The organism is Paraburkholderia sp. 40, assembly GCF_050434105.1.
Taxonomy (GTDB): domain Bacteria; phylum Pseudomonadota; class Gammaproteobacteria; order Burkholderiales; family Burkholderiaceae; genus Paraburkholderia; species Paraburkholderia tuberum.
The window spans coordinates 1,351,922-1,370,408 of sequence record NZ_JBNPVY010000002.1 but is presented as its reverse complement, the minus strand read 5'-3'; the positions used below and the strand labels follow the sequence as shown (position 1 = coordinate 1,370,408).

17 protein-coding genes are annotated in these 18,487 nt (G+C 62.6%); 10 read left to right on the top strand and 7 right to left on the bottom strand.

Translation table 11 applies throughout. The features are described from left to right. Positions 1–37 precede the first annotated feature (37 nt). The 6 genes from tnpA to tnpC (OKW28_RS07545) all read left to right on the top strand — a co-directional run bounded on the left by tnpA (position 38) and on the right by tnpC (OKW28_RS07545) (position 4,567). On the top strand, positions 38–445 hold the full coding sequence (gene tnpA / locus OKW28_RS07570) for an IS66-like element accessory protein TnpA (protein WP_429444462.1): 408 nt from the start codon (positions 38–40) through the stop codon (positions 443–445). Beyond that, a complete protein-coding gene (gene tnpB, locus OKW28_RS07565; RefSeq protein ID WP_429444458.1) occupies positions 442–786 on the top strand; it encodes an IS66 family insertion sequence element accessory protein TnpB in 345 nt (114 codons plus the stop codon). The genes tnpA and tnpB (OKW28_RS07565) overlap by 4 nt, the downstream gene beginning before the upstream one ends. Positions 787–816: 30 nt before the next feature. Beyond that, a complete protein-coding gene (gene tnpC, locus OKW28_RS07560) occupies positions 817–2,370 on the top strand; it encodes an IS66 family transposase (RefSeq protein WP_429444456.1) in 1,554 nt (517 codons plus the stop codon). A gap of 146 nt (positions 2,371–2,516) precedes the next feature. After that, complete coding sequence (locus OKW28_RS07555) at positions 2,517–2,642, top strand: hypothetical protein (protein ID WP_429444460.1); 126 nt, start codon at positions 2,517–2,519, stop codon at positions 2,640–2,642. Next, a complete protein-coding gene (tnpB, locus tag OKW28_RS07550; RefSeq protein WP_429444458.1) occupies positions 2,639–2,983 on the top strand; it encodes an IS66 family insertion sequence element accessory protein TnpB in 345 nt (114 codons plus the stop codon). Before OKW28_RS07555 ends, tnpB (OKW28_RS07550) begins: the two co-directional genes overlap by 4 nt. Before the next feature lie 30 nt (positions 2,984–3,013). Beyond that, the gene (gene tnpC, locus OKW28_RS07545; RefSeq protein WP_429444456.1) at positions 3,014–4,567 is read left to right on the top strand and encodes an IS66 family transposase; all 1,554 of its coding nucleotides are present in this window, start codon (positions 3,014–3,016) and stop codon (positions 4,565–4,567) included. Between the two features lie 271 nt (positions 4,568–4,838). On the opposite strand, the gene OKW28_RS07540 is transcribed toward tnpC (OKW28_RS07545), so the two are convergent. Beyond that, complete coding sequence (locus OKW28_RS07540; RefSeq protein WP_429444454.1) at positions 4,839–5,603, bottom strand: autotransporter-associated beta strand repeat-containing protein; 765 nt, start codon at positions 5,601–5,603, stop codon at positions 4,839–4,841. A gap of 773 nt (positions 5,604–6,376) precedes the next feature. Next, positions 6,377–7,288 carry a CHAD domain-containing protein gene (locus tag OKW28_RS07535; RefSeq protein WP_429444452.1) on the bottom strand — a complete coding sequence of 304 codons (912 nt, stop codon included), beginning with the start codon at positions 7,286–7,288 and terminating at the stop codon, positions 6,377–6,379. A gap of 242 nt (positions 7,289–7,530) precedes the next feature. On the opposite strand from OKW28_RS07535, the gene OKW28_RS07530 reads away from it, so the two are divergent. Beyond that, the gene (locus OKW28_RS07530) at positions 7,531–7,899 is read left to right on the top strand and encodes an NUDIX hydrolase (RefSeq protein WP_429444450.1); all 369 of its coding nucleotides are present in this window, start codon (positions 7,531–7,533) and stop codon (positions 7,897–7,899) included. Between the two features lie 103 nt (positions 7,900–8,002). Here the strand turns inward: OKW28_RS07530 and OKW28_RS07525 are convergent, their stop codons facing one another. Beyond that, complete coding sequence (locus OKW28_RS07525) at positions 8,003–9,244, bottom strand: cystathionine gamma-synthase family protein (protein ID WP_187614652.1); 1,242 nt, start codon at positions 9,242–9,244, stop codon at positions 8,003–8,005. Positions 9,245–9,446: 202 nt separating this feature from the next. On the opposite strand from OKW28_RS07525, the gene OKW28_RS07520 reads away from it, so the two are divergent. After that, complete coding sequence (locus tag OKW28_RS07520) at positions 9,447–11,087, top strand: MFS transporter (RefSeq protein WP_429444448.1); 1,641 nt, start codon at positions 9,447–9,449, stop codon at positions 11,085–11,087. 10 nt (positions 11,088–11,097) lie between these two features. Here the strand turns inward: OKW28_RS07520 and OKW28_RS07515 are convergent, their stop codons facing one another. Both OKW28_RS07515 and OKW28_RS07510 read right to left on the bottom strand, forming a co-directional pair. After that, on the bottom strand, positions 11,098–11,496 hold the full coding sequence (locus OKW28_RS07515; protein ID WP_429444446.1) for a hypothetical protein: 399 nt from the start codon (positions 11,494–11,496) through the stop codon (positions 11,098–11,100). A 93-nt stretch (positions 11,497–11,589) separates the two neighbouring features. Then, positions 11,590–12,585, bottom strand: coding sequence for an aldo/keto reductase (locus tag OKW28_RS07510; protein WP_429444444.1), 996 nt, complete (start codon positions 12,583–12,585; stop codon positions 11,590–11,592). A 235-nt stretch (positions 12,586–12,820) separates the two neighbouring features. Here OKW28_RS07510 and OKW28_RS07505 point away from each other — a divergent pair, with 235 nt between their 5' ends. Further along, complete coding sequence (locus tag OKW28_RS07505; protein WP_429444442.1) at positions 12,821–13,453, top strand: isochorismatase family cysteine hydrolase; 633 nt, start codon at positions 12,821–12,823, stop codon at positions 13,451–13,453. Between the two features lie 67 nt (positions 13,454–13,520). On the opposite strand, the gene OKW28_RS07500 is transcribed toward OKW28_RS07505, so the two are convergent. Both OKW28_RS07500 and OKW28_RS07495 read right to left on the bottom strand, forming a co-directional pair. Continuing rightward, positions 13,521–14,894 carry a cytochrome-c peroxidase gene (locus tag OKW28_RS07500; RefSeq protein ID WP_429444440.1) on the bottom strand — a complete coding sequence of 458 codons (1,374 nt, stop codon included), beginning with the start codon at positions 14,892–14,894 and terminating at the stop codon, positions 13,521–13,523. Between the two features lie 66 nt (positions 14,895–14,960). Further along, positions 14,961–17,468: an alkaline phosphatase family protein gene (locus OKW28_RS07495; protein WP_429444438.1), complete on the bottom strand. Its 2,508-nt coding sequence runs from the start codon at positions 17,466–17,468 to the stop codon at positions 14,961–14,963. Between the two features lie 349 nt (positions 17,469–17,817). Between OKW28_RS07495 and OKW28_RS07490 the strand changes: the two genes are divergently transcribed. Beyond that, positions 17,818–18,330: a hypothetical protein gene (locus tag OKW28_RS07490; protein WP_429444436.1), complete on the top strand. Its 513-nt coding sequence runs from the start codon at positions 17,818–17,820 to the stop codon at positions 18,328–18,330. The last annotated feature ends 157 nt before the right edge of the window (positions 18,331–18,487 follow it).

The window sequence follows — 18,487 nt, the reverse complement described above, 5'->3', positions numbered from 1 at the left end:
AATTTGGTTCCCACCAAATTTTTTGGCGGGAACCAAAGTGGCCGACATAGTAGATGGCAAGAACGAAGCGCCCGGTAGGCGCCCGAACTTTCCGCGCGAATTCAAGCGACAGCTGGTCGAACAGACCTTCGAACCGGGAGCTTCCGTATCGCTGGTCGCGCGTCGCAACGACATTAACACCAACCTGCTGTTCAGATGGCGTCGCCAATATCTTCAAGGCGTATTCGGAGCACCACATCCGGCGCATGTGCAACAGCAGTCAGAGGTTGACGTTGCACCGTTTCTTCCGGTGAGCGTTGTCGCCGAAACCGAGACATCGATGTCCATGCGCGAGGCTGTGTCGGAGAACGTCTGCGAGATCGAATTTGACCGTGCACGCCTGCGCATCCGCGGCAACGTGTCGCCTGATATGCTGCGGTTACTGGTACGAGAACTGTCCCGATGATCGGGCTGCCGGCGGGCACCCGCATCTGGATTGCGGCTGGCGTCACCGACATGCGTTCCGGATTTCAGGGCCTGGCGGCGAAGGTGCAAACTGCACTGGAGGAGAATCCGTTCGACGGGAACGTCTTCATCTTCCGGGGCAGGCGCGGTGACCTCATCAAAATCCTGTGGGCCACGGAGGACGGGCTATGGCTCCTGGCGAAGCGGCTTGAGCGAGGGCGGTTTGTCTGGCCGCAGGCCGACGGCGGTAAGGTCCATCTGACACAGGCACAACTCTCGATGCTACTCGAGGGCATTGACTGGCGGCAGCCGCGTCGAACCGCGGCGCTATCGGTGTTGTAAACGCTTCGGGGCACGCGTAAACTCCGGCGCATGACCGATGATGCCCGTCTTCCGGATGACGTCGATGCGCTTAAGGCCTTGCTGCTGGAGGCTCGTGCCCAGCTTGCCGAGCGCGATATCGAGATCGAACAGCTCAAGGCCCAGATCGACAAACTCAAACGGGTGCAGTTTGGCCGCAAGTCCGAGCAGCTGGACCGGCAGATCGAGCGGCTCGAAACGGAACTGGATGAGCTGAGCGGTGGGCGCGGTGTCGCGGATGTTCGCCGCGACCGCACATCGGGCACAAGTGTGCCCGCCGGCGCAGCAGCCTCGAAGGAGGCGTTGCCGCCCCATCTGCCGCGTGAAGAGCGCGTGCTCGAACCCGATCCGAGCTGCCCGAACTGCGGCAACACCATGCGGCCACTCGGCGAGGACGTGTCCGAGCAGCTTGCCCGTGTCGCCGCCATGTTCAAGGTGATTCGCACGATCCGCCGCAAGGCGGTCTGCACCTGCTGCAATCACATCTCGCAGCCGCCGATGCCGGGCTTGCCAATTGAGCGCAGCATCGCGCATCCGGGCCTGCTTGCTGACATCCTCGTTTCGAAGTTCGCTGATCATCAACCGCTGTACCGGCAGTCGGCAATTGCCGCGCGTGACGGCGTTAAGCTCGACCCCGCCAGCATGGGGCGCTGGGTCGGCCAGTGCGAGGCTTTGTGCGAGCCGTTGACCGAAGCGCTGCGCGTCTACACGATGGCAACGTTCAAGCTGCACGCGGACGACACGCCGATCCCGGTGCTTGCACCGGGCAACAAAAAGACGCGCACGGGTCGCCTGTGGGTGTACGTTCGCGACGACAGCCGTTCGGGCTCGACGGACCCGGCCGCAGTCTGGTTTGCCTACTCGCCCGACCGAAAGGGGATACATCCGCAGACTCATCTGGCCGGATTCAAGGGCGTCCTGCAGGCCGACGCCTACGGTGGTTTCGACGAGCTGTATGCAGGCGGCAAGATTCGTGAGGCGGCTTGCTGGGATCACGCGAGACGGTACATATACGACGTTCATGTCCGCACGCCGACTGAGTCGACAAGGCACGTACTCGAGCTGATCGGCGAACTCTACGACATTGAGGCTGATATCCGGGGCGAGCCCGCCGCCGAACGATTGCGCGTACGGCAGGAGAGAAGCCTCGCGGTGCTCGCGACCATCAAGGCGTGGATGACGGACAAGATCGCGACCCTGTCGGCAAAATCCGAGTTGGCCAAGGCGATACGCTACTCGCTCAATCAATGGAACGCACTCGTTCTGTACTGCGAAGACGGTCGTATTGAGATCAGCAACGCTCTCGCCGAAAACGCTCTGCGCTGTGTAAGTCTGGGGAGGAAAAACTTCCTGTTTGCAGGCTCCGACAGTGGAGGCGAACGGGCCGCTGCCATGTACGGTCTGATCGGCTCGTGCAAACTGAATGACATCAACCCCCGTGCATATCTGGAATACATCCTGACTCACATCGCGGACCACAAAATCAGTCGCATCGACGAACTGCTGCCCTGGAACATGGTCGGCAAGTTGCCCACGCAATCCACTCCGCCGTCAGCGACAACCTGATCGCCGCAACGTCTCCTGCCGGTATCCGCGAGGTATCGATCAACGCGTTACCGATAGCGTGCCACATGCGCGCGACACATCACGAACGGCCGACGCGAGGCGCTTACTTTCTTCCGGTGAGCGTTGTCGCCGAAACCGAGACATCGATGTCCATGCGCGAGGCTGTGTCGGAGAACGTCTGCGAGATCGAATTTGACCGTGCACGCCTGCGCATCCGCGGCAACGTGTCGCCTGATATGCTGCGGTTACTGGTACGAGAACTGTCCCGATGATCGGGCTGCCGGCGGGCACCCGCATCTGGATTGCGGCTGGCGTCACCGACATGCGTTCCGGATTTCAGGGCCTGGCGGCGAAGGTGCAAACTGCACTGGAGGAGAATCCGTTCGACGGGAACGTCTTCATCTTCCGGGGCAGGCGCGGTGACCTCATCAAAATCCTGTGGGCCACGGAGGACGGGCTATGGCTCCTGGCGAAGCGGCTTGAGCGAGGGCGGTTTGTCTGGCCGCAGGCCGACGGCGGTAAGGTCCATCTGACACAGGCACAACTCTCGATGCTACTCGAGGGCATTGACTGGCGGCAGCCGCGTCGAACCGCGGCGCTATCGGTGTTGTAAACGCTTCGGGGCACGCGTAAACTCCGGCGCATGACCGATGATGCCCGTCTTCCGGATGACGTCGATGCGCTTAAGGCCTTGCTGCTGGAGGCTCGTGCCCAGCTTGCCGAGCGCGATATCGAGATCGAACAGCTCAAGGCCCAGATCGACAAACTCAAACGGGTGCAGTTTGGCCGCAAGTCCGAGCAGCTGGACCGGCAGATCGAGCGGCTCGAAACGGAACTGGATGAGCTGAGCGGTGGGCGCGGTGTCGCGGATGTTCGCCGCGACCGCACATCGGGCACAAGTGTGCCCGCCGGCGCAGCAGCCTCGAAGGAGGCGTTGCCGCCCCATCTGCCGCGTGAAGAGCGCGTGCTCGAACCCGATCCGAGCTGCCCGAACTGCGGCAACACCATGCGGCCACTCGGCGAGGACGTGTCCGAGCAGCTTGCCCGTGTCGCCGCCATGTTCAAGGTGATTCGCACGATCCGCCGCAAGGCGGTCTGCACCTGCTGCAATCACATCTCGCAGCCGCCGATGCCGGGCTTGCCAATTGAGCGCAGCATCGCGCATCCGGGCCTGCTTGCTGACATCCTCGTTTCGAAGTTCGCTGATCATCAACCGCTGTACCGGCAGTCGGCAATTGCCGCGCGTGACGGCGTTAAGCTCGACCCCGCCAGCATGGGGCGCTGGGTCGGCCAGTGCGAGGCTTTGTGCGAGCCGTTGACCGAAGCGCTGCGCGTCTACACGATGGCAACGTTCAAGCTGCACGCGGACGACACGCCGATCCCGGTGCTTGCACCGGGCAACAAAAAGACGCGCACGGGTCGCCTGTGGGTGTACGTTCGCGACGACAGCCGTTCGGGCTCGACGGACCCGGCCGCAGTCTGGTTTGCCTACTCGCCCGACCGAAAGGGGATACATCCGCAGACTCATCTGGCCGGATTCAAGGGCGTCCTGCAGGCCGACGCCTACGGTGGTTTCGACGAGCTGTATGCAGGCGGCAAGATTCGTGAGGCGGCTTGCTGGGATCACGCGAGACGGTACATATACGACGTTCATGTCCGCACGCCGACTGAGTCGACAAGGCACGTACTCGAGCTGATCGGCGAACTCTACGACATTGAGGCTGATATCCGGGGCGAGCCCGCCGCCGAACGATTGCGCGTACGGCAGGAGAGAAGCCTCGCGGTGCTCGCGACCATCAAGGCGTGGATGACGGACAAGATCGCGACCCTGTCGGCAAAATCCGAGTTGGCCAAGGCGATACGCTACTCGCTCAATCAATGGAACGCACTCGTTCTGTACTGCGAAGACGGTCGTATTGAGATCAGCAACGCTCTCGCCGAAAACGCTCTGCGCTGTGTAAGTCTGGGGAGGAAAAACTTCCTGTTTGCAGGCTCCGACAGTGGAGGCGAACGGGCCGCTGCCATGTACGGTCTGATCGGCTCGTGCAAACTGAATGACATCAACCCCCGTGCATATCTGGAATACATCCTGACTCACATCGCGGACCACAAAATCAGTCGCATCGACGAACTGCTGCCCTGGAACATGGTCGGCAAGTTGCCCACGCAATCCACTCCGCCGTCAGCGACAACCTGATCGCCGCAACGTCTCCTGCCGGTATCCGCGAGGTATCGATCAACGCGTTACCGATAGCGTGCCACATGCGCGCGACACATCACGAACGGCCGACGCGAGGCGCTTACTGCTGAATGAGTTAATCCAGTTCAGGCGATCAACGCGTTTTCATGCAGGCTCGCCCCGTTGCTGCCGGTCGACGGCTTCCGCATCCTGAGGCTGTTTTTGATGCACTTCGGCCAGTCGCCGGGGCGATCGCTGACGACTTCTCGACCGAAGTCGACTCTTGATATCAGCCCAGGGTTCCGTTCGCCTCCACATCGACCGGCGACTGCAACGAGCCGGTCAGATTGAGCACGCCATTGCGAACGTTGGTCGGACCGGTAAAGGTGTTCTGGCCGGATAACGTGAGCACGCCGTTGCCGGCCTTGGCCAGTGCCCCGCTTCCGGAGAGCACGCCGGACCATGTCGCGCCCATGCCGTTGGTGTCGATGGTCGACGTCGTGCCTCCGACCAGCGTTGCGTTGACGCCTGCGCTCAGCGCCGAACCCACCACCTGTATCGTTCCTCCACCGAGATTGAATGCATAGGTGCCACCCAGATTGTTGAAGTCGCCGAACAGCGAACTTCCGCCAATCTGCGGTGTGCCGCCCGACAGGTTATACGTGCCGTTGCCGGCCGCCGCGAGGAACAGTCTCGACGCGCTGCCGATTGCAAGGGTACCGCCGGTCTGGTTGATCGTACCGGTGCCCTGGCTACCCGTGGACGTGACGTTCGAGCCGATGAACAGCGTCCCGTTAGCCACGTTGAAGGTGCCCGTACCGCCCTGGTTGCCGATGTTCAGCGACACCGGCGTGCCCGGCATACCGAAGACGACGTTGCCCGCAGTCTGCGTAACCGTGCCCGTGCCGCCGAAGTCGCCGACCTGGAGCGCGGAGTTGAACGTGAGCGTGCCGCCGCTCACGTTCAACGTGCCAGACGACGTCGATCCGGGAAGAGTTGGGGCATTGCCCAGGCCCAGCGAAAGATAGTCGATGGCGGCGTCGCTGCTCGTCACCGCCAGTCCACCGCCAATCACGAATGCGGAGCCCCCCGATCCTTGCGCCGTCGAGCGTCAGTGTTCCGCTCCCCGTTTTGACAAACTGGCCTTGTTGCGACGTTGGATCGCTCGCAACGCCAGCATTGTTGATCGTGCCGGAGAAGCTGGTGCTCGTGTTATCGGTGCCAACAAACAGGACGTTGTTGGCGGGGGTGTCGATCGTTTCGCTCCCGGAGAGATTGGGCCGTTCGGTCACCGTCTGCTGCGCCAATGCCGGCACGGGTGACAGGCCCATGAGCCAGATGGCATGGAGGATGCAGAAAGACTTGAGTCGCTGGTGCCGCGTCGTCAGCGGAATCGTCAATCGACCGCGCGCCCCCCGGGCAACGTGCTTAACGACGCGCGGTGAATCGATCTTGCCGCCACGACGACCCTCCGTTACCTGCCGGTGGAAGTTTGCCAAGTCAAGCGAGCTTGATTTCGGGAGACCGACCCATCGACGTTGACTTTGGAAAGCATTTCCCCGAACAGTCGTTGCCTTACTGGTTGTGCGCACGCGATTGAGTTGTTGCCAAGTTCTGCTAAGGGTAGGTAGGCAGATTGAATTGTCAAGAATTAACCGGAAGGCTTCGATTGCGGTCCTGTCATGCGAGGTACCAACGGCTCGCCCCCGAGAAAAGCGCCTGAGCATATCGTCGTGTCCCCGATTGGATATCCGCTTTCCAGATTGCCACTGACGTTTGACTGTCCCGGCGATACTTCGGCATCCACTCAGTCAGATCGCGCCCGCCTCAGTTAGAGATGCCTCGGACCCCCCGCGATGCCGCCCGCATTCGTTGGGACTTCTGTTTTTCCAACCATTGCAGCGATTCCTGCACGACCTCGGGCGGAACCTCATTGAATGACGCGCTGCGAATCAGCGCCTCGCTTGCTGCAATGTCGTTGAACTGCCCCAGCTTGTTCTGCACGGATGTCAATTCCTTGATGGTGCGACCGTGTCCGCCTTTGATAACGGGTTGAAAAAACTCCAGCAGGTACCTCAGTTTTTTGCCTGCCTTTCGAACGTCGTGAAGATCCTCCTCGTGGGTGTCCTCGCTGCGTGCAGCGCGTCTGCTTCGCTTTTGAAGTGCACGCTGTGCTAGACGGACACGCTTCTCGGCGAACGCCTGAATGGGTAGATTGTCGCAACGCGACAGCAGTGTGGTTTGCGCGCGAAGCAGGACATCGTTCAGGAACGCCTCGACATCGTCGCTTTTGATCATCGTCTGGCTATGCACCACCGCCTGCTCGCGCTTCTCGCGCGCCGCGGCCACCAGCAGTTCGATCGAGGCGCCAGACTCCTTGGCGGCTCTCAGCAGATCGCCTGCTATGTCCCAGTCACGGGTTCCGCCTGCCACGGCCGCAAGACGCTTGAATTCTTCGGTGGCTTGCGCGGTCGATTCCTCTCCGAGGTATGGAGAGTACGCCCAATACAAAGCCCGAAGCTTTCTGAAAGCCACGCGAAGCTGATGAAACCCTTCTGCATCGCTCTGCGTGGATAGCTCTCTTGCCCTTTGCACGGCTTCGGCCACCACTGGCGCCGCCAGCGACGAGAAGGTACTAGCGATGGAACTCGTTTTTGAAAGTGATGAACCGGCCGTCCGGCGGTTGACTTTGAAGAGAGTGTTTGGCCGTGGCAAGGACCAGTCACCATCCATATTCATTGCAGCCTCGAGTCGGATAGAAATTTCATTTGCCCAGACCTTACCATAGCGACCCTCGAGCGCCGAGATTGTGACGCGTTGATGACGCACTTTAAGCTGCCGCGCGTCCGCTGTCCTCGCTTCGAAACATTGCCGGCTTCTGCTGTTCTGTATTAGGATGCTCAACTATGTCTGGCAACGCCCGATACGCCGCCGTGTGGTGCGCGTCTTGAGAGCATCTGGGGCATCAGTGGGAGTTCGGTTTGAAGAAACGCGCCACCGTGATCTGTCGCAGAGGTAAGCGAATCCTTCTGGTCGCACGTAGTCAATCAAAGTGGGTTTTACCGGGCGGGATCCTCAAGCGTGGAGAACATCGCACGGACGCCGCACTTCGGGAACTCAAGGAAGAAACTCAACTATCCGGCAAGTCGGCCAAGCATCTCTTCGACTTCCGTGGCAAGCAGAAACACCATCACGTGTTTTCCTGCGAAATCCCGAATCGGGCCAAAGCTCGCCCGAGTAACGAAATATCCAGGTGTCGCTGGGTTCACATGGACGAGATCCGTCGCCTCATGACCAGCGGGCCGACGACCGATATCGTGAAGCTCATGTATCAGCGGCGCAGGAAGTAGCCCAGACCTGCAACTGATACCCCGACGTCCGATTGCACTGCCAGGAACTAAACAAGCGAGGCCGGCGCACCAGCCTCGCTCAGAATTTCGAAGGCCCGAAAAACTACGCCGCGAACTTGAGCGCCTGTGCGAAATCCGCAATCAGGTCGTCGATATCCTCGATGCCCGCGGACAGCCGCAGCATGCCGTCGGAAATGCCCATCGCCTTGCGCGTTTCCGGCCCGGCTTCGAAAAAGATCGTCGGCGCGACGGGAATGATCAGCGTGCGCGTGTCGCCGAGACCGGTCGCCTTGACCGGCAGCTTGAGCGCGTTGACGACTTCGACCATGCGATCCACGTTGAGTAATTCGAACGACAACAGCCACGACGCGCCCTTGAACAGCGTCTGTGCGATCTCGTATTGCGGATGGCTCTTCAGGCCAGGATAGAACACGTTGCCGATCGCTTCGTGCCCTTCGAGAAACTGCGCGAGCGCGAGCGCATTGTCGCTGCTTTGCTTCACGCGCAAGGCGAGCGTTTCCGCGCCCATCGCGATCGAGTGCGCCTGCTCGGACGACAATGCCGCGCCCATGTCTCGCAGGCCTTTCTTGCGGATCTGCAGAAGCCCCTGATCCTTCGCCGCCGAACGCCGATAGTCGTCGGCGATGTTCGGATACGCGCTCCAGTCGAACAGACCGGTATCCGTCACCGCGCCGCCGAGGGCCGCGCCATGACCCGCGATAGTCTTCGTCAGCGAGTTGATGACGAGGCTCGCGCCGACCGCCTTTGGCTTGAACAATGCGGGCGAGGTAATCGTGTTATCGACGAAGTACACGATGCCGCGCTCACGGCACACGTCACCGATACCTTGCAGGTCGGGAATCTGCGTGCCCGGATTCGCGATGGTTTCGACGAACACCATGCGCGTATTCGGCCGGATTGCGTTCTTCACGTCGTCGACGTTGCACGCGTCGACGGTCGTGACTTCGACGCCGAGCGCCCGCAACGTGCCGAACAGACTGTTGGTGTTGCCGAACACGTAACGGCTCGACACGAGATGATCGCCCGCGCGCAGCAGCGTCAGGAACGTCGCGGTGATGCCGGCCATGCCTGTGCTGAAGCAGACCGTGCCGACGCCTTCTTCGAGGCTGGTGATCTTGCGCTCGAGCGCGGCGGTGGTGGGCGTGCCCTGCCGCGCGTAATTGAAGCCGCCTTTCTTCGTGCCCTGGAACACGCCGATCAGGTCCTCGACGCGCTCGAAACCATATTGCACGGACGTATGAACTGGCTGACGCAAGGCACCGTGCTCGGTGCCCGCAATTCTGTCGCCGTGAACGATGCCAGTGGTGAAACCTTGCTTGTCCATTCCTTCTCCGCTTTTTTAGATCGATTGCTTCCAACCGATTATCGCCTGTAACCGCTCGCCGGCGAAGTCCTTGGCGTCCCGTCCGGCGGCGCGGGACACCCCGAATGGGCAAAACCCGCTCCGCGATGTTGCGCTGCGGGGTTGACTAGCCTCGCTGGCACGAACAGGCTCTAAGTCTTCATCGACCAGCACGGGAGCGAACGTGGCCGACCCTGATCATCCTGGTAGCAAGCCGAGGACGGCGCACATCATCGCTGCGCAGGCGAGCCCGTGCGACGAGCTCGTCATCCGCACGCAGCCCATCACGACCGGCCGCCCGTGCCAGCGCAAGCGCCTCGCGCTGGCCGCGACGATCAGTGGTTCGAGCATGGCGTTCATCGATGGCTCCGTCGTCAACGTCGCGCTGCCGGCCATTCAGAGCGAACTCGGCGCGAGCGTCGCGGCGATGCAGTGGGTCGTCAACGCGTATCTGCTGTTTCTCGGCTCCCTCGTGCTGGTCGGCGGATCGATGGGCGACAAGCTCGGCCGGCGCACGGTGTTCATCGCGGGCGTCGCGCTTTTCACGCTGGCGTCGGCCGCTTGCGGATTTGCACCGAATGCGTTTGCGCTGGTCGCCGCGCGCGCGGTTCAAGGCATCGGCGCGTCACTGCTGGTACCCAGCAGTCTCGCGATCATCGGCGCAGTTTTCGACGACGCAGCGCGCGGACGGGCAATCGGCACCTGGGCGGGCGTCGGCGCGATCACGTCGGCCGTGGGGCCGGTGGCGGGCGGCTGGCTCGTCGACGCGTGGTCGTGGCGCGCGATCTTCTTCCTGAACGTCCCGCTCGCGGCGCTGACGATCGCGCTCGCCATATCGGCGGTGCCCAACAGCCACGGGGCCGATGCGCCTGGACAGCTCGACTGGCCCGGCGCACTAAGCGCGGCCACGGGCCTCGCCGCGCTGACGTTCGGCCTGACCGAAGCATCGGCGCGTGGCTTCGCGCATCCGCTCGTATTCTGTGCGATTGGCGCCGGCGTGCTGATGCTCGCCGCATTCGTGACCATTGAGGCGCGCAGCCCCAACCCGATGATGCCGCTCGACCTGTTTCGCTCGCGCGACTTCGCCGGCGCCAACCTCGTCACACTGCTGCTTTACTTCGGCCTTAGCGGCACGTTCTTCTTCCTGCCGTTCACGTTGATCCGCGGGCATGGCTACACCGCGACCGAAGCGGGGGCGGCGCTGTTGCCGGTGCCTTTCATCATCGGTTTGCTATCGCGCTTCACTGGCGGTCTGACTAGCCGCTTCGGTTCGCGCACGCTGCTGACCGTTGGCCCGGGCGTCGCCGGAGTCGGGTTCACGTTGCTGGCGCTGCCGTTCGTGCGCGGCAGCTATTGGGCTGAATTCTTCCCTGCGCTCGTCGTGCTTGGGCTCGGCATGACGATCACCGTCGCGCCGCTTACCACGACCGTGATGGGCGCGGTGCCGAGCGACCGCACAGGCGTGGCGTCCGGCATCAATAACGCCGTTGCGCGCGTAGCGGGCCTGCTGGCGATTGCGGTGCTCGGCATCGTATTCGTGTGGTCGCACCACGCGGCGCTATCGGCGCGCCTCGACGAACTGCATGTGCCGCAAGATACGCGCCAGAGCGGGCAATTGCTGGCGCCGGTCGAGCAAGCGGGAGGGGCGGCGGGCGCCTCGCATACGCCGCGCGAGACATCCGTGGCGCGCGCGCAAGCCGATGCGACGACCGAGGCGCTGCGGGCCGTCGCGCTCGTCTGCGCCGCGTGTGCGTTCGCCGGAGCGGGGCTTGCGATGGCCACCATCCAGCCGCTGAAACGGCCGGCGGTGGCGCGCCCGGAGTGAGATACGAAACTCAGTGGTGAACAGGCCGCACCGCGGACCCCGTCGGCCGGATCACGGCGGCCGCTCGCGCCTCGATTCTTGCCGCCGACGAAGTCGGTTGATGTGGAATGGTCGCGCTGTCGTACCCGTTCATTTGTTCATCGATGACGAAATCCGCGACTCTCATCGCGTCCATCGAGTTGCCGTCCACGTCGTTCCACTCACGAATCGCGCGATTGACCTTGGTTAGCGCGGTGACAGCAAGCAGTATGGCGTCGGTCTCGGTGATCTTGCCTTCGAGATCATCTACGAGGTAGTCCGCAACACGTAGAGCCGCGCCGATCAGATTGCTGTCGTCGCTCAAGTCCGTCAGTACCGCATGAACCACTGCGAGGCAAGCATCTTTGCGTGCAAGTGCGATGTCTGTCATGAGGTTCTCCAGAGTCGAGGTACAAACACAATTTATTCCGAGTGCTCCCTGCATGTCGAATGCGCCCACCGCGAAGCCGCCACCGCGTTGCCTTTACCAGCGCTGGTGGACGTGCGGCGCGATATGGCGCTGATAGACATCCCGGACCCGTTGCATTACCTCGTCGGACAGCGGCGCGAGGCCCGCGGCCGAGACGTTCGACGCCGCCTGGGCCGCGTTTTTGCTGCCCGGGATGATGACGGAGACGGCATCCTCCATCAGGATCCAGCGCAGAGCCAGCTGCGCCATGGAGGCGTTCACGGGTACCAGGCCGCGCAGTTCGTCGACCGCTTGCAACGCGACGTCGTAGGGCACCCCGGAGAACGTTTCGCCGACGTCGAACGCCTCGCCATGCCGATTGAATGCACGATGGTCGTCTGATGCAAAAGTCGAATCCGCGGACATCTTGCCCGTGAGCATGCCGCTGGCCAGAGGCACTCGCGCGATGACCGCAACGTCTCTCTTTTGCGCTTGCCTGAAGAACAGATCGGATGGACGCTGACGGAACATGTTGTAGATGATCTGCACCGAAACCACGTTCGGATATTCGATCGCCTTCAGCGCCTCTTCCACCTTTTCGACCGACACGCCGTAGTAGCGGATCTTGCCGGCGGCGACGAAGTCGTCCATTGCGTCGAACACCTCGGGACGGTAGTAAACCTCCGTCGGCGGGCAATGCAGCTGGATCAGGTCGAGCGTGTCGACGCCGAGATTCGAGCGACTCCGGTCGATGAAAGCTTCGAGCTCGCGCTTGTTCAGATAGCCGCTGGTCACATGCGGGTCGAGTCGGCGCCCGAGCTTGGTGGCGACAATCGGACGTTCGCCGCCTCGTTGCCGCAGCACGTCGCGGATGATCCGTTCGGAGCGACCATCGCCGTAGACATCGGCCGTGTCGATGAACGTGACACCGTTATCGAGCGCGGCATTTAGCGCGGCCTTGGCGTCATCTTCCGCAACACTGCCCCACGAGCCGCCGATCGCCCATGCCCCAAAACCGATTTCCGACACGTTCCAGCCGGTACGACCAAATTTTCTCGTCGAAAGCGTCATTTCGATGCTCATCCTCTGTTTTTTTGCGAAGTTGCGTCGCAGGCGGTTCATTACCCTTGCGGGAGCGCCGGCGGCCTTTGTACACATAGTGTAGCAAGCGGGCAGGGCCGTTGAAGTGGGGTATGCGTCCGGACGGAATCGATGATCGCCCGCGCGATGCGATGAAGTATGATTTCCACGGCATCGAAGCGGCTGCTCCGACAACAGGACGTGGAACCCGGATAAAGGTGGCGTAATGACAACCAACGCAGGTTCCGACGGCATTGCAAACGACGGGCTCGGCGTCACGCGCACGAGTGCACGGATTCCGGCCATCGCACCATCGCGAACCGCGCTTGTCGTCATGCACTACCAGACCGACATTCTCGGACTCTTTCCGTCGGTCGCGCCCGCGTTGCTCGCCAATACGCGCAGCTTATGCGACGCGGCCCGGGCCAAAGGCGTCAGCGTCTATTTCGCCAACCTCAGGTTCAGTCCGGGCTATCCGGAAGTCAGCCCGTTGAACAGGAATGGGCAGGGAATCAAAAGTCTTGGCCTCTTCCTCGCAGACCGGACCGCGCCAGAGTTGGGCCAGCAGGCCAACGAACCGCTCGTCATCGCGCATCGTGCGAGCGTGTTCTTCGGCACCGATCTGGAGGCGAAGCTTTCCGGGCAAGGTATCGATTCGCTGATCATGGTCGGCATCGCGTCGACCGGAGTCGTGCTCTCCTCGGTCGCGTACGCCAGCGACGCGGACTTCCGCCTGTATTCGGTGAAGGATTGCTGTTACGACCCGGACCAGGTGGTCCACGAGCATCTGTTTTCTACCGCATTCGATTCACGCACAACGGTGCTGTCACTGGCGGATGCGCTACTGCTGCTCGCATAGACCGATATCGCCAACTCGATTACGTCTTTCCCCGGCGTTCCGTTGGTTTCGCTACGAACAAACCCCGCTATCGCACCAGCGCTTTCGGCCCGCCCGGCGTGACCGAATAGCCGTCGTTCAGCGTCTGCAGGAATGCGATGACGTCGCGAATCTCGGCCTCGTTCAGCGCGGGCTTGCCGCCGAGCCTCCGATCCATCGGCGCATCCGCGAAGTCGACGTTGTTGCGATAGCGGCGCGGCAGATCGTCGAATTTGTCGACTTTGCCGTTGGCCCCCTTCGGATACCACTTTCCCGGATTGGTATCGCGCTCGACATAGAAGCGCATCGCGTCCTCAAGCTTATGAAAGCGGCCGTTGTGGAAAAACACCGAGCGCGTCGCAACGTTGCGCAGCGTCGGTGACTTGAACATGCCGCAGAAGCCGGTTTCCTTTGCCAGATCCGAGCGATAGGGGCCGCACAGGCCAAGGTCGAAATACGTCGGATCGCGATTGGCCGGAATTTCCGGGTTGCGCGGCACCCCGAGCGCAATGAACGAAAAGTCGGCGAATTGCGCCGGCCGTCCACCGGGCCCGGGCGCGTCCAGATGGCATTTTGCGCAATTGCCCTTGTCGGGGTTGTTGAACAGCGCGTAGCCGCGCAGCTCCTGCGCCGTGAAGTCCGCATTGCCCAACATCGCCGCATCGAACTTGCTCGTGTACGGATGGAAGCTCATGTCTTCGGCCTGAAACGCTTCGAGTGCTTCGCCGATGTGCGCGAATGCCTTGTCCGTCTGCGAGAAGACCTGGGCGCCGAAGACTTTTCTGAAGGTGTCGGCATAAGCGCTGTGCCGCAGCTTCGCGACGACTTCGGCCGCGCTGCGGTTGGCCATCTCGTTCGGATTGAGCAGCGGCATCGACGCCTGATCGTGCAACGATGCGGCGGCGCCGTCGCGCATGAAGCCGCCCGTCGGTCCCTCGTCCTCGGTATCTTCCGAGGCGGGCGTATAGAAGTGCCGGCTGAACAACGGCGTGAAGCTCAGATAGCGCAGCGACGGCACCGAACGCGTGCCCGGCTGGCGCATGTCGGCGCCGCCCAGTTGCACGGCAAGGCCGTTCGGTGGACCGTAGGCGTGCTCGGGACTATGGCAGCTCGCGCATGACATCTTTCCCGAGGCCGATAGCGACGCGTCGAAGAATATCTGTTTGCCAAGTTCGGCCCGCTGGCTCAACGCGGCAGGGCTCGCGGGGTAGCGCACCCATCTTTGCACCGAGACTTTGGCGGCCGCCTTGGGCACCGCTTTCGATGCCGCGGCAAAGCCGCCCGCGGCGGCCGTCAGTCCATTGCTCGACGGTGCTTGTGCCGTGGCTGAAAAGCTCGCACCCAGCGTGAAGGCGGCGAAGGCGGCAATCGTTGCGGCGCCCAATCCACTCGCCACTTTGAAGCAATCTCGAATCATCTGCATGCGTGCGTCGTTTCAACGGAAGACGGTGGAGCGAAGGCACCACCGTTTTTTCGATGCTCTCGTCGATCAGAAATTGAACATCGCCATCAGGTCGCCGATCGAAGTCGTGTTGATCGGCAGATACGGGCTTTGCGTCGAGGTGACCGGATTCGGCAGACGGTCGCGGCTACGCGTCGACAGCGGCTGCAGGCGCCAGTTGCGTTCGATGAATTTGAGCACCGACGCATGATCGTAGTACGTGTGGTCGACCATCCCCTTGCGGGCATATGGCGACACCACGAGCATCGGAATGCGCGGACCGTCGCCGAAGAAATCGAGGTTCTGGATCGCGCCGGTGTCGAAGTGGCCGCCGCCTTCGTCGGTGGTGATCAGGATCGCCGTATGCGCCCACAGCGTCGGATTGGCCTGGACGTTGGCGATCACGGTCTTCAGGAACGCCTCATAGGTGGCCGGTGCCGAATAGCCGGGGTGACCGCTGTCGAGGTTCTTCGGCACGACGAACGACACCGCGGGCAGCGTGCTGTTCTTGATGTCGTTGGCGAACGTCGTCAGATCGGTCAGGTTCGCCTTCAGCGCGGGCGTGCCCATCACCTTGCTCGACGCGACCAGCGGGTCGCCGATGACGTTGTACTGCGCCGACTGTGCAAGCGCCGCCGCCTGCGCCGCCGGCAACCCGTCCGCGAGTTCCAGCAGCTGGGTTTCAGCTGCAAGGTCGCTGGTGGTGCGCCCGCCCGTATACCACTTCCACGACACGCCCTTGGCGGCCAGCGCCTCGGCGATGGTGGGCACGGTCTGCGGCGGGTAGTTGTAGTTGTTCGGACCGATCGGCTGGACGTTGCCGTTCAGGTCATAACCGGGGTTGTAGTTGTTGACGAGATAGTACTTGCCCGCGTCGCAATTGCTTGCGACCTTCTTCGCGGCGAGGAAGTTGAGAATGGCTGACACGCCGGCCTGGCTCGCATCGGAACAGTTCACGTAGGAGCCGCCTTCGTAGCCGTCCTGCGTGTAGAAGTTCGCCGTTTGCGCCATCGGGTCAGGATTTTCGATCTGGTTGGCCGGCGGCGTTGCGACCGTGCCGGCCGTGTTGAAGTACGGCTCGTCGGCCGTCGCGATCGAGAAGAAGTTCGCGCCGGTGCCGCCCATGATCGACTGGTGATAGTTGTCGCTAACCGCGTAGGTTTGCGCGAGTGACTGGAAATACGGCGCATCGCCGGTCGACATGTTCATGAAGCCCATCAGTTCGCCGCCCTGCGACGGATTCTGCGGCGTGATGCCGGTCGTGTCGCCACCCTGGCCGACCGTGGTGGCCACCCACGTGAACATGTCGTGCTTGCTGTTGTCGGCGCCGGTTTGCTGCCACATCTGGAAGAAGCGATGGACCGGGTCGCCGGTCATCGCGTAGAGCGTCAGCAAGGGCGCGACGGCCGTGACCTGCTGCGCGTACGGTACGTACCTGGTGATCTGGAACGGGCCGTTAGGCAGCGTGGCCGGGAAGCGCGTGTCGGCCGTGCCGCCGCCGGTCGTGAAGGTCTGGAGGTTTTCGATGCCGATCTGTTCCGGCTGCGGCAGAGTCGCGTACGCTGCGCCGCGCGTCGGGTTGATCGTGTAGGCCGTTTGCGTCGTGCCCTGGTTCTGGGCAGCCTGCGCGAAGTTCGGACCCGGCGTGCCGTCCGCGTTGATGATGCCTTCCGACAGCAGGTTCTTGACCGTCTGGCCGGCCGGCGCGACGTAGCCGCCGAACAGGCCGTCGAAAGTCTGGTTCTCGCCGACCACGACGATGACGTGCTGAATCGGCGTCGTGGTCGCGCTGTTGCTCAACGCGAGCGCCGAGGTCACGGCGGCGGCCGGCATCGCGCCGGAGACCGCGCCGGTGGGCGGGATCGAAACCTGCGCGCGGCTGGCGTCGACACCGGCGGCGACCGTGCCGGCGTGCACCGTGAAGCGCGCGATATCGAACAGGTTGTCGAGCGGGTTACTCGCATTCGCCTGATAGGGCGTGCCGATCGGGTCCGCGACGGTATTGACCGGCACGTTGAACGCGCTGAACAGTGGCTGCAACGCGCCCGCGACGGCCGCGTCGGCCTGGGCGATGCTGCTCGCGGAGATCTTCGCCGACGCGATCTGCGCGCTGGTCGGCGCGCCATTGGGCACGATCCCCAGCACGCGCTGCGTGAGCAGCGACGTCAGCGGATTCAGATTGGCGACCACGGAGACGGCCGCACCCGACGACGCGGGCGCGGGATCGATGACCGCGGACAGGGTGGCCGGCGTGCCGTCCGCATCGTTGAATGGCGCGGTCAGCACGAACGGCGCCTTGCCCGTCATCGACACGGTGAACTTGCCGGTCGCGTCGGTGAGGCTCGACTGGGTGCTCTTCCCGTCGCTGTCCGTCACCGTGACGGTGACGCCGACGATGGGCGCGCCGGCGGCGGCGATGCCCGTCGCGGTGACGCTGGTGCTGGTATTCGCGCTGGCACTCGAGCCGGTGGCGGGCGAGCTGACATTGTCGGGGCCGCAAGCGGCGAGCGAAAGCATGACTCCCAAACCGGCGAGTGTCGAGGCGCTTCTTTTCATGGTCGTTGCGTCGTGTGGGTTGTCGGTCGTCGTTTTTTTCTGTGCCGCAAGACTCAAGACCGCTCGACGTCGCGGGCCTGGCTGGCGCCGCGATCTTCCCAACGCCATATGACAAGGCCGTGATGACGTCCCGCGGCTCGATCGACGGTTCTCTCTAATTTGCTACGACGGCGCGGTCGATATGGCTCGACCGGCGACGCCCTGCTTGTGCAAGCGGGCCGATTTCCTGCATGCGAGCATGATTCACGCCTCGTGCACGCCGTATTCGGCGATCACGATGAGTTACTCGCCACATCGGCATGTGATTTGCTGGCTGATACTGGAAGAGAAACCAACCGGATGACAAAACGTGGCGTCGAAAACAACGGGCATCGCCCCGCTCCAGATGTTCGAACGCGTCGTCATCCGGTTGTACGACGGCGGCGTCCTGTCGCCGGCCGTGCTCGAACGTGTGATCGGCGCCTTCGCGCAAGCGGATGTCGACTGGCATGACACGGTGGAGGGCCGCTCCGTCGACGGTCGTTCACTGCACGAAATCGTCGCGCTGACGATGCTGCCTGGACAACCTGTCCGATCGGCATCGGCATCGTTCATGACCGTGATCGAACACATCGCGGGCGTCGCGCCGGATACGGACGAGAAAGCTGCGCAGCCAAAAACCGCGCGACGCAAAAAAACCGCGCCGCCGGTGGATGAAACGGACGCGGAGTCGGAGTCCGAATCGCAAGAACTGCTTGCGCAATTGTCGGGCGACGGACGATCCAGCAAGCGCCGCCGCGCGACCGAACAGGATCGGCCGGCGGGTTCGCGCGGCTATAACCCGTTCGTCAACGCACGGCCTCCGCGTTCGAAAAAGCCGTGACGCTGGTTGCCTTCGTCGACAGGAACGGTCGTTGGCATCGTCGTTCTGGTCGGCGACGAGCGGTTGAGTTGCACTGACATTGTGAGGACGTTTCGCCGACGGGGCGTTGGCCCAACCCGGTTCCCCCGCTGCCGTACACTATCCGCTGGCCGCATCG

Excerpts from the sequence above, each read along its gene's own strand:
- tnpB (WP_429444458.1), top strand. The coding sequence starts at position 442 with ATGATCGGGCTGCCGGCGGGCACCCGCATCTGGATTGCGGCTGGCGTC.
- tnpC (WP_429444456.1), top strand. The coding sequence starts at position 817 with ATGACCGATGATGCCCGTCTTCCGGATGACGTCGATGCGCTTAAGGCC.
- OKW28_RS07555 (WP_429444460.1), top strand. The coding sequence starts at position 2,517 with ATGTCCATGCGCGAGGCTGTGTCGGAGAACGTCTGCGAGATCGAATTT.
- tnpB (WP_429444458.1), top strand. The coding sequence starts at position 2,639 with ATGATCGGGCTGCCGGCGGGCACCCGCATCTGGATTGCGGCTGGCGTC.
- tnpC (WP_429444456.1), top strand. The coding sequence starts at position 3,014 with ATGACCGATGATGCCCGTCTTCCGGATGACGTCGATGCGCTTAAGGCC.
- OKW28_RS07535 (WP_429444452.1), bottom strand. The coding sequence starts at position 7,288 with ATGAATATGGATGGTGACTGGTCCTTGCCACGGCCAAACACTCTCTTC.
- OKW28_RS07525 (WP_187614652.1), bottom strand. The coding sequence starts at position 9,244 with ATGGACAAGCAAGGTTTCACCACTGGCATCGTTCACGGCGACAGAATT.
- OKW28_RS07515 (WP_429444446.1), bottom strand. The coding sequence starts at position 11,496 with ATGACAGACATCGCACTTGCACGCAAAGATGCTTGCCTCGCAGTGGTT.
- OKW28_RS07510 (WP_429444444.1), bottom strand. The coding sequence starts at position 12,585 with ATGACGCTTTCGACGAGAAAATTTGGTCGTACCGGCTGGAACGTGTCG.
- OKW28_RS07505 (WP_429444442.1), top strand. The coding sequence starts at position 12,821 with ATGACAACCAACGCAGGTTCCGACGGCATTGCAAACGACGGGCTCGGC.
- OKW28_RS07500 (WP_429444440.1), bottom strand. The coding sequence starts at position 14,894 with ATGCAGATGATTCGAGATTGCTTCAAAGTGGCGAGTGGATTGGGCGCC.
- OKW28_RS07495 (WP_429444438.1), bottom strand. The coding sequence starts at position 17,468 with ATGAAAAGAAGCGCCTCGACACTCGCCGGTTTGGGAGTCATGCTTTCG.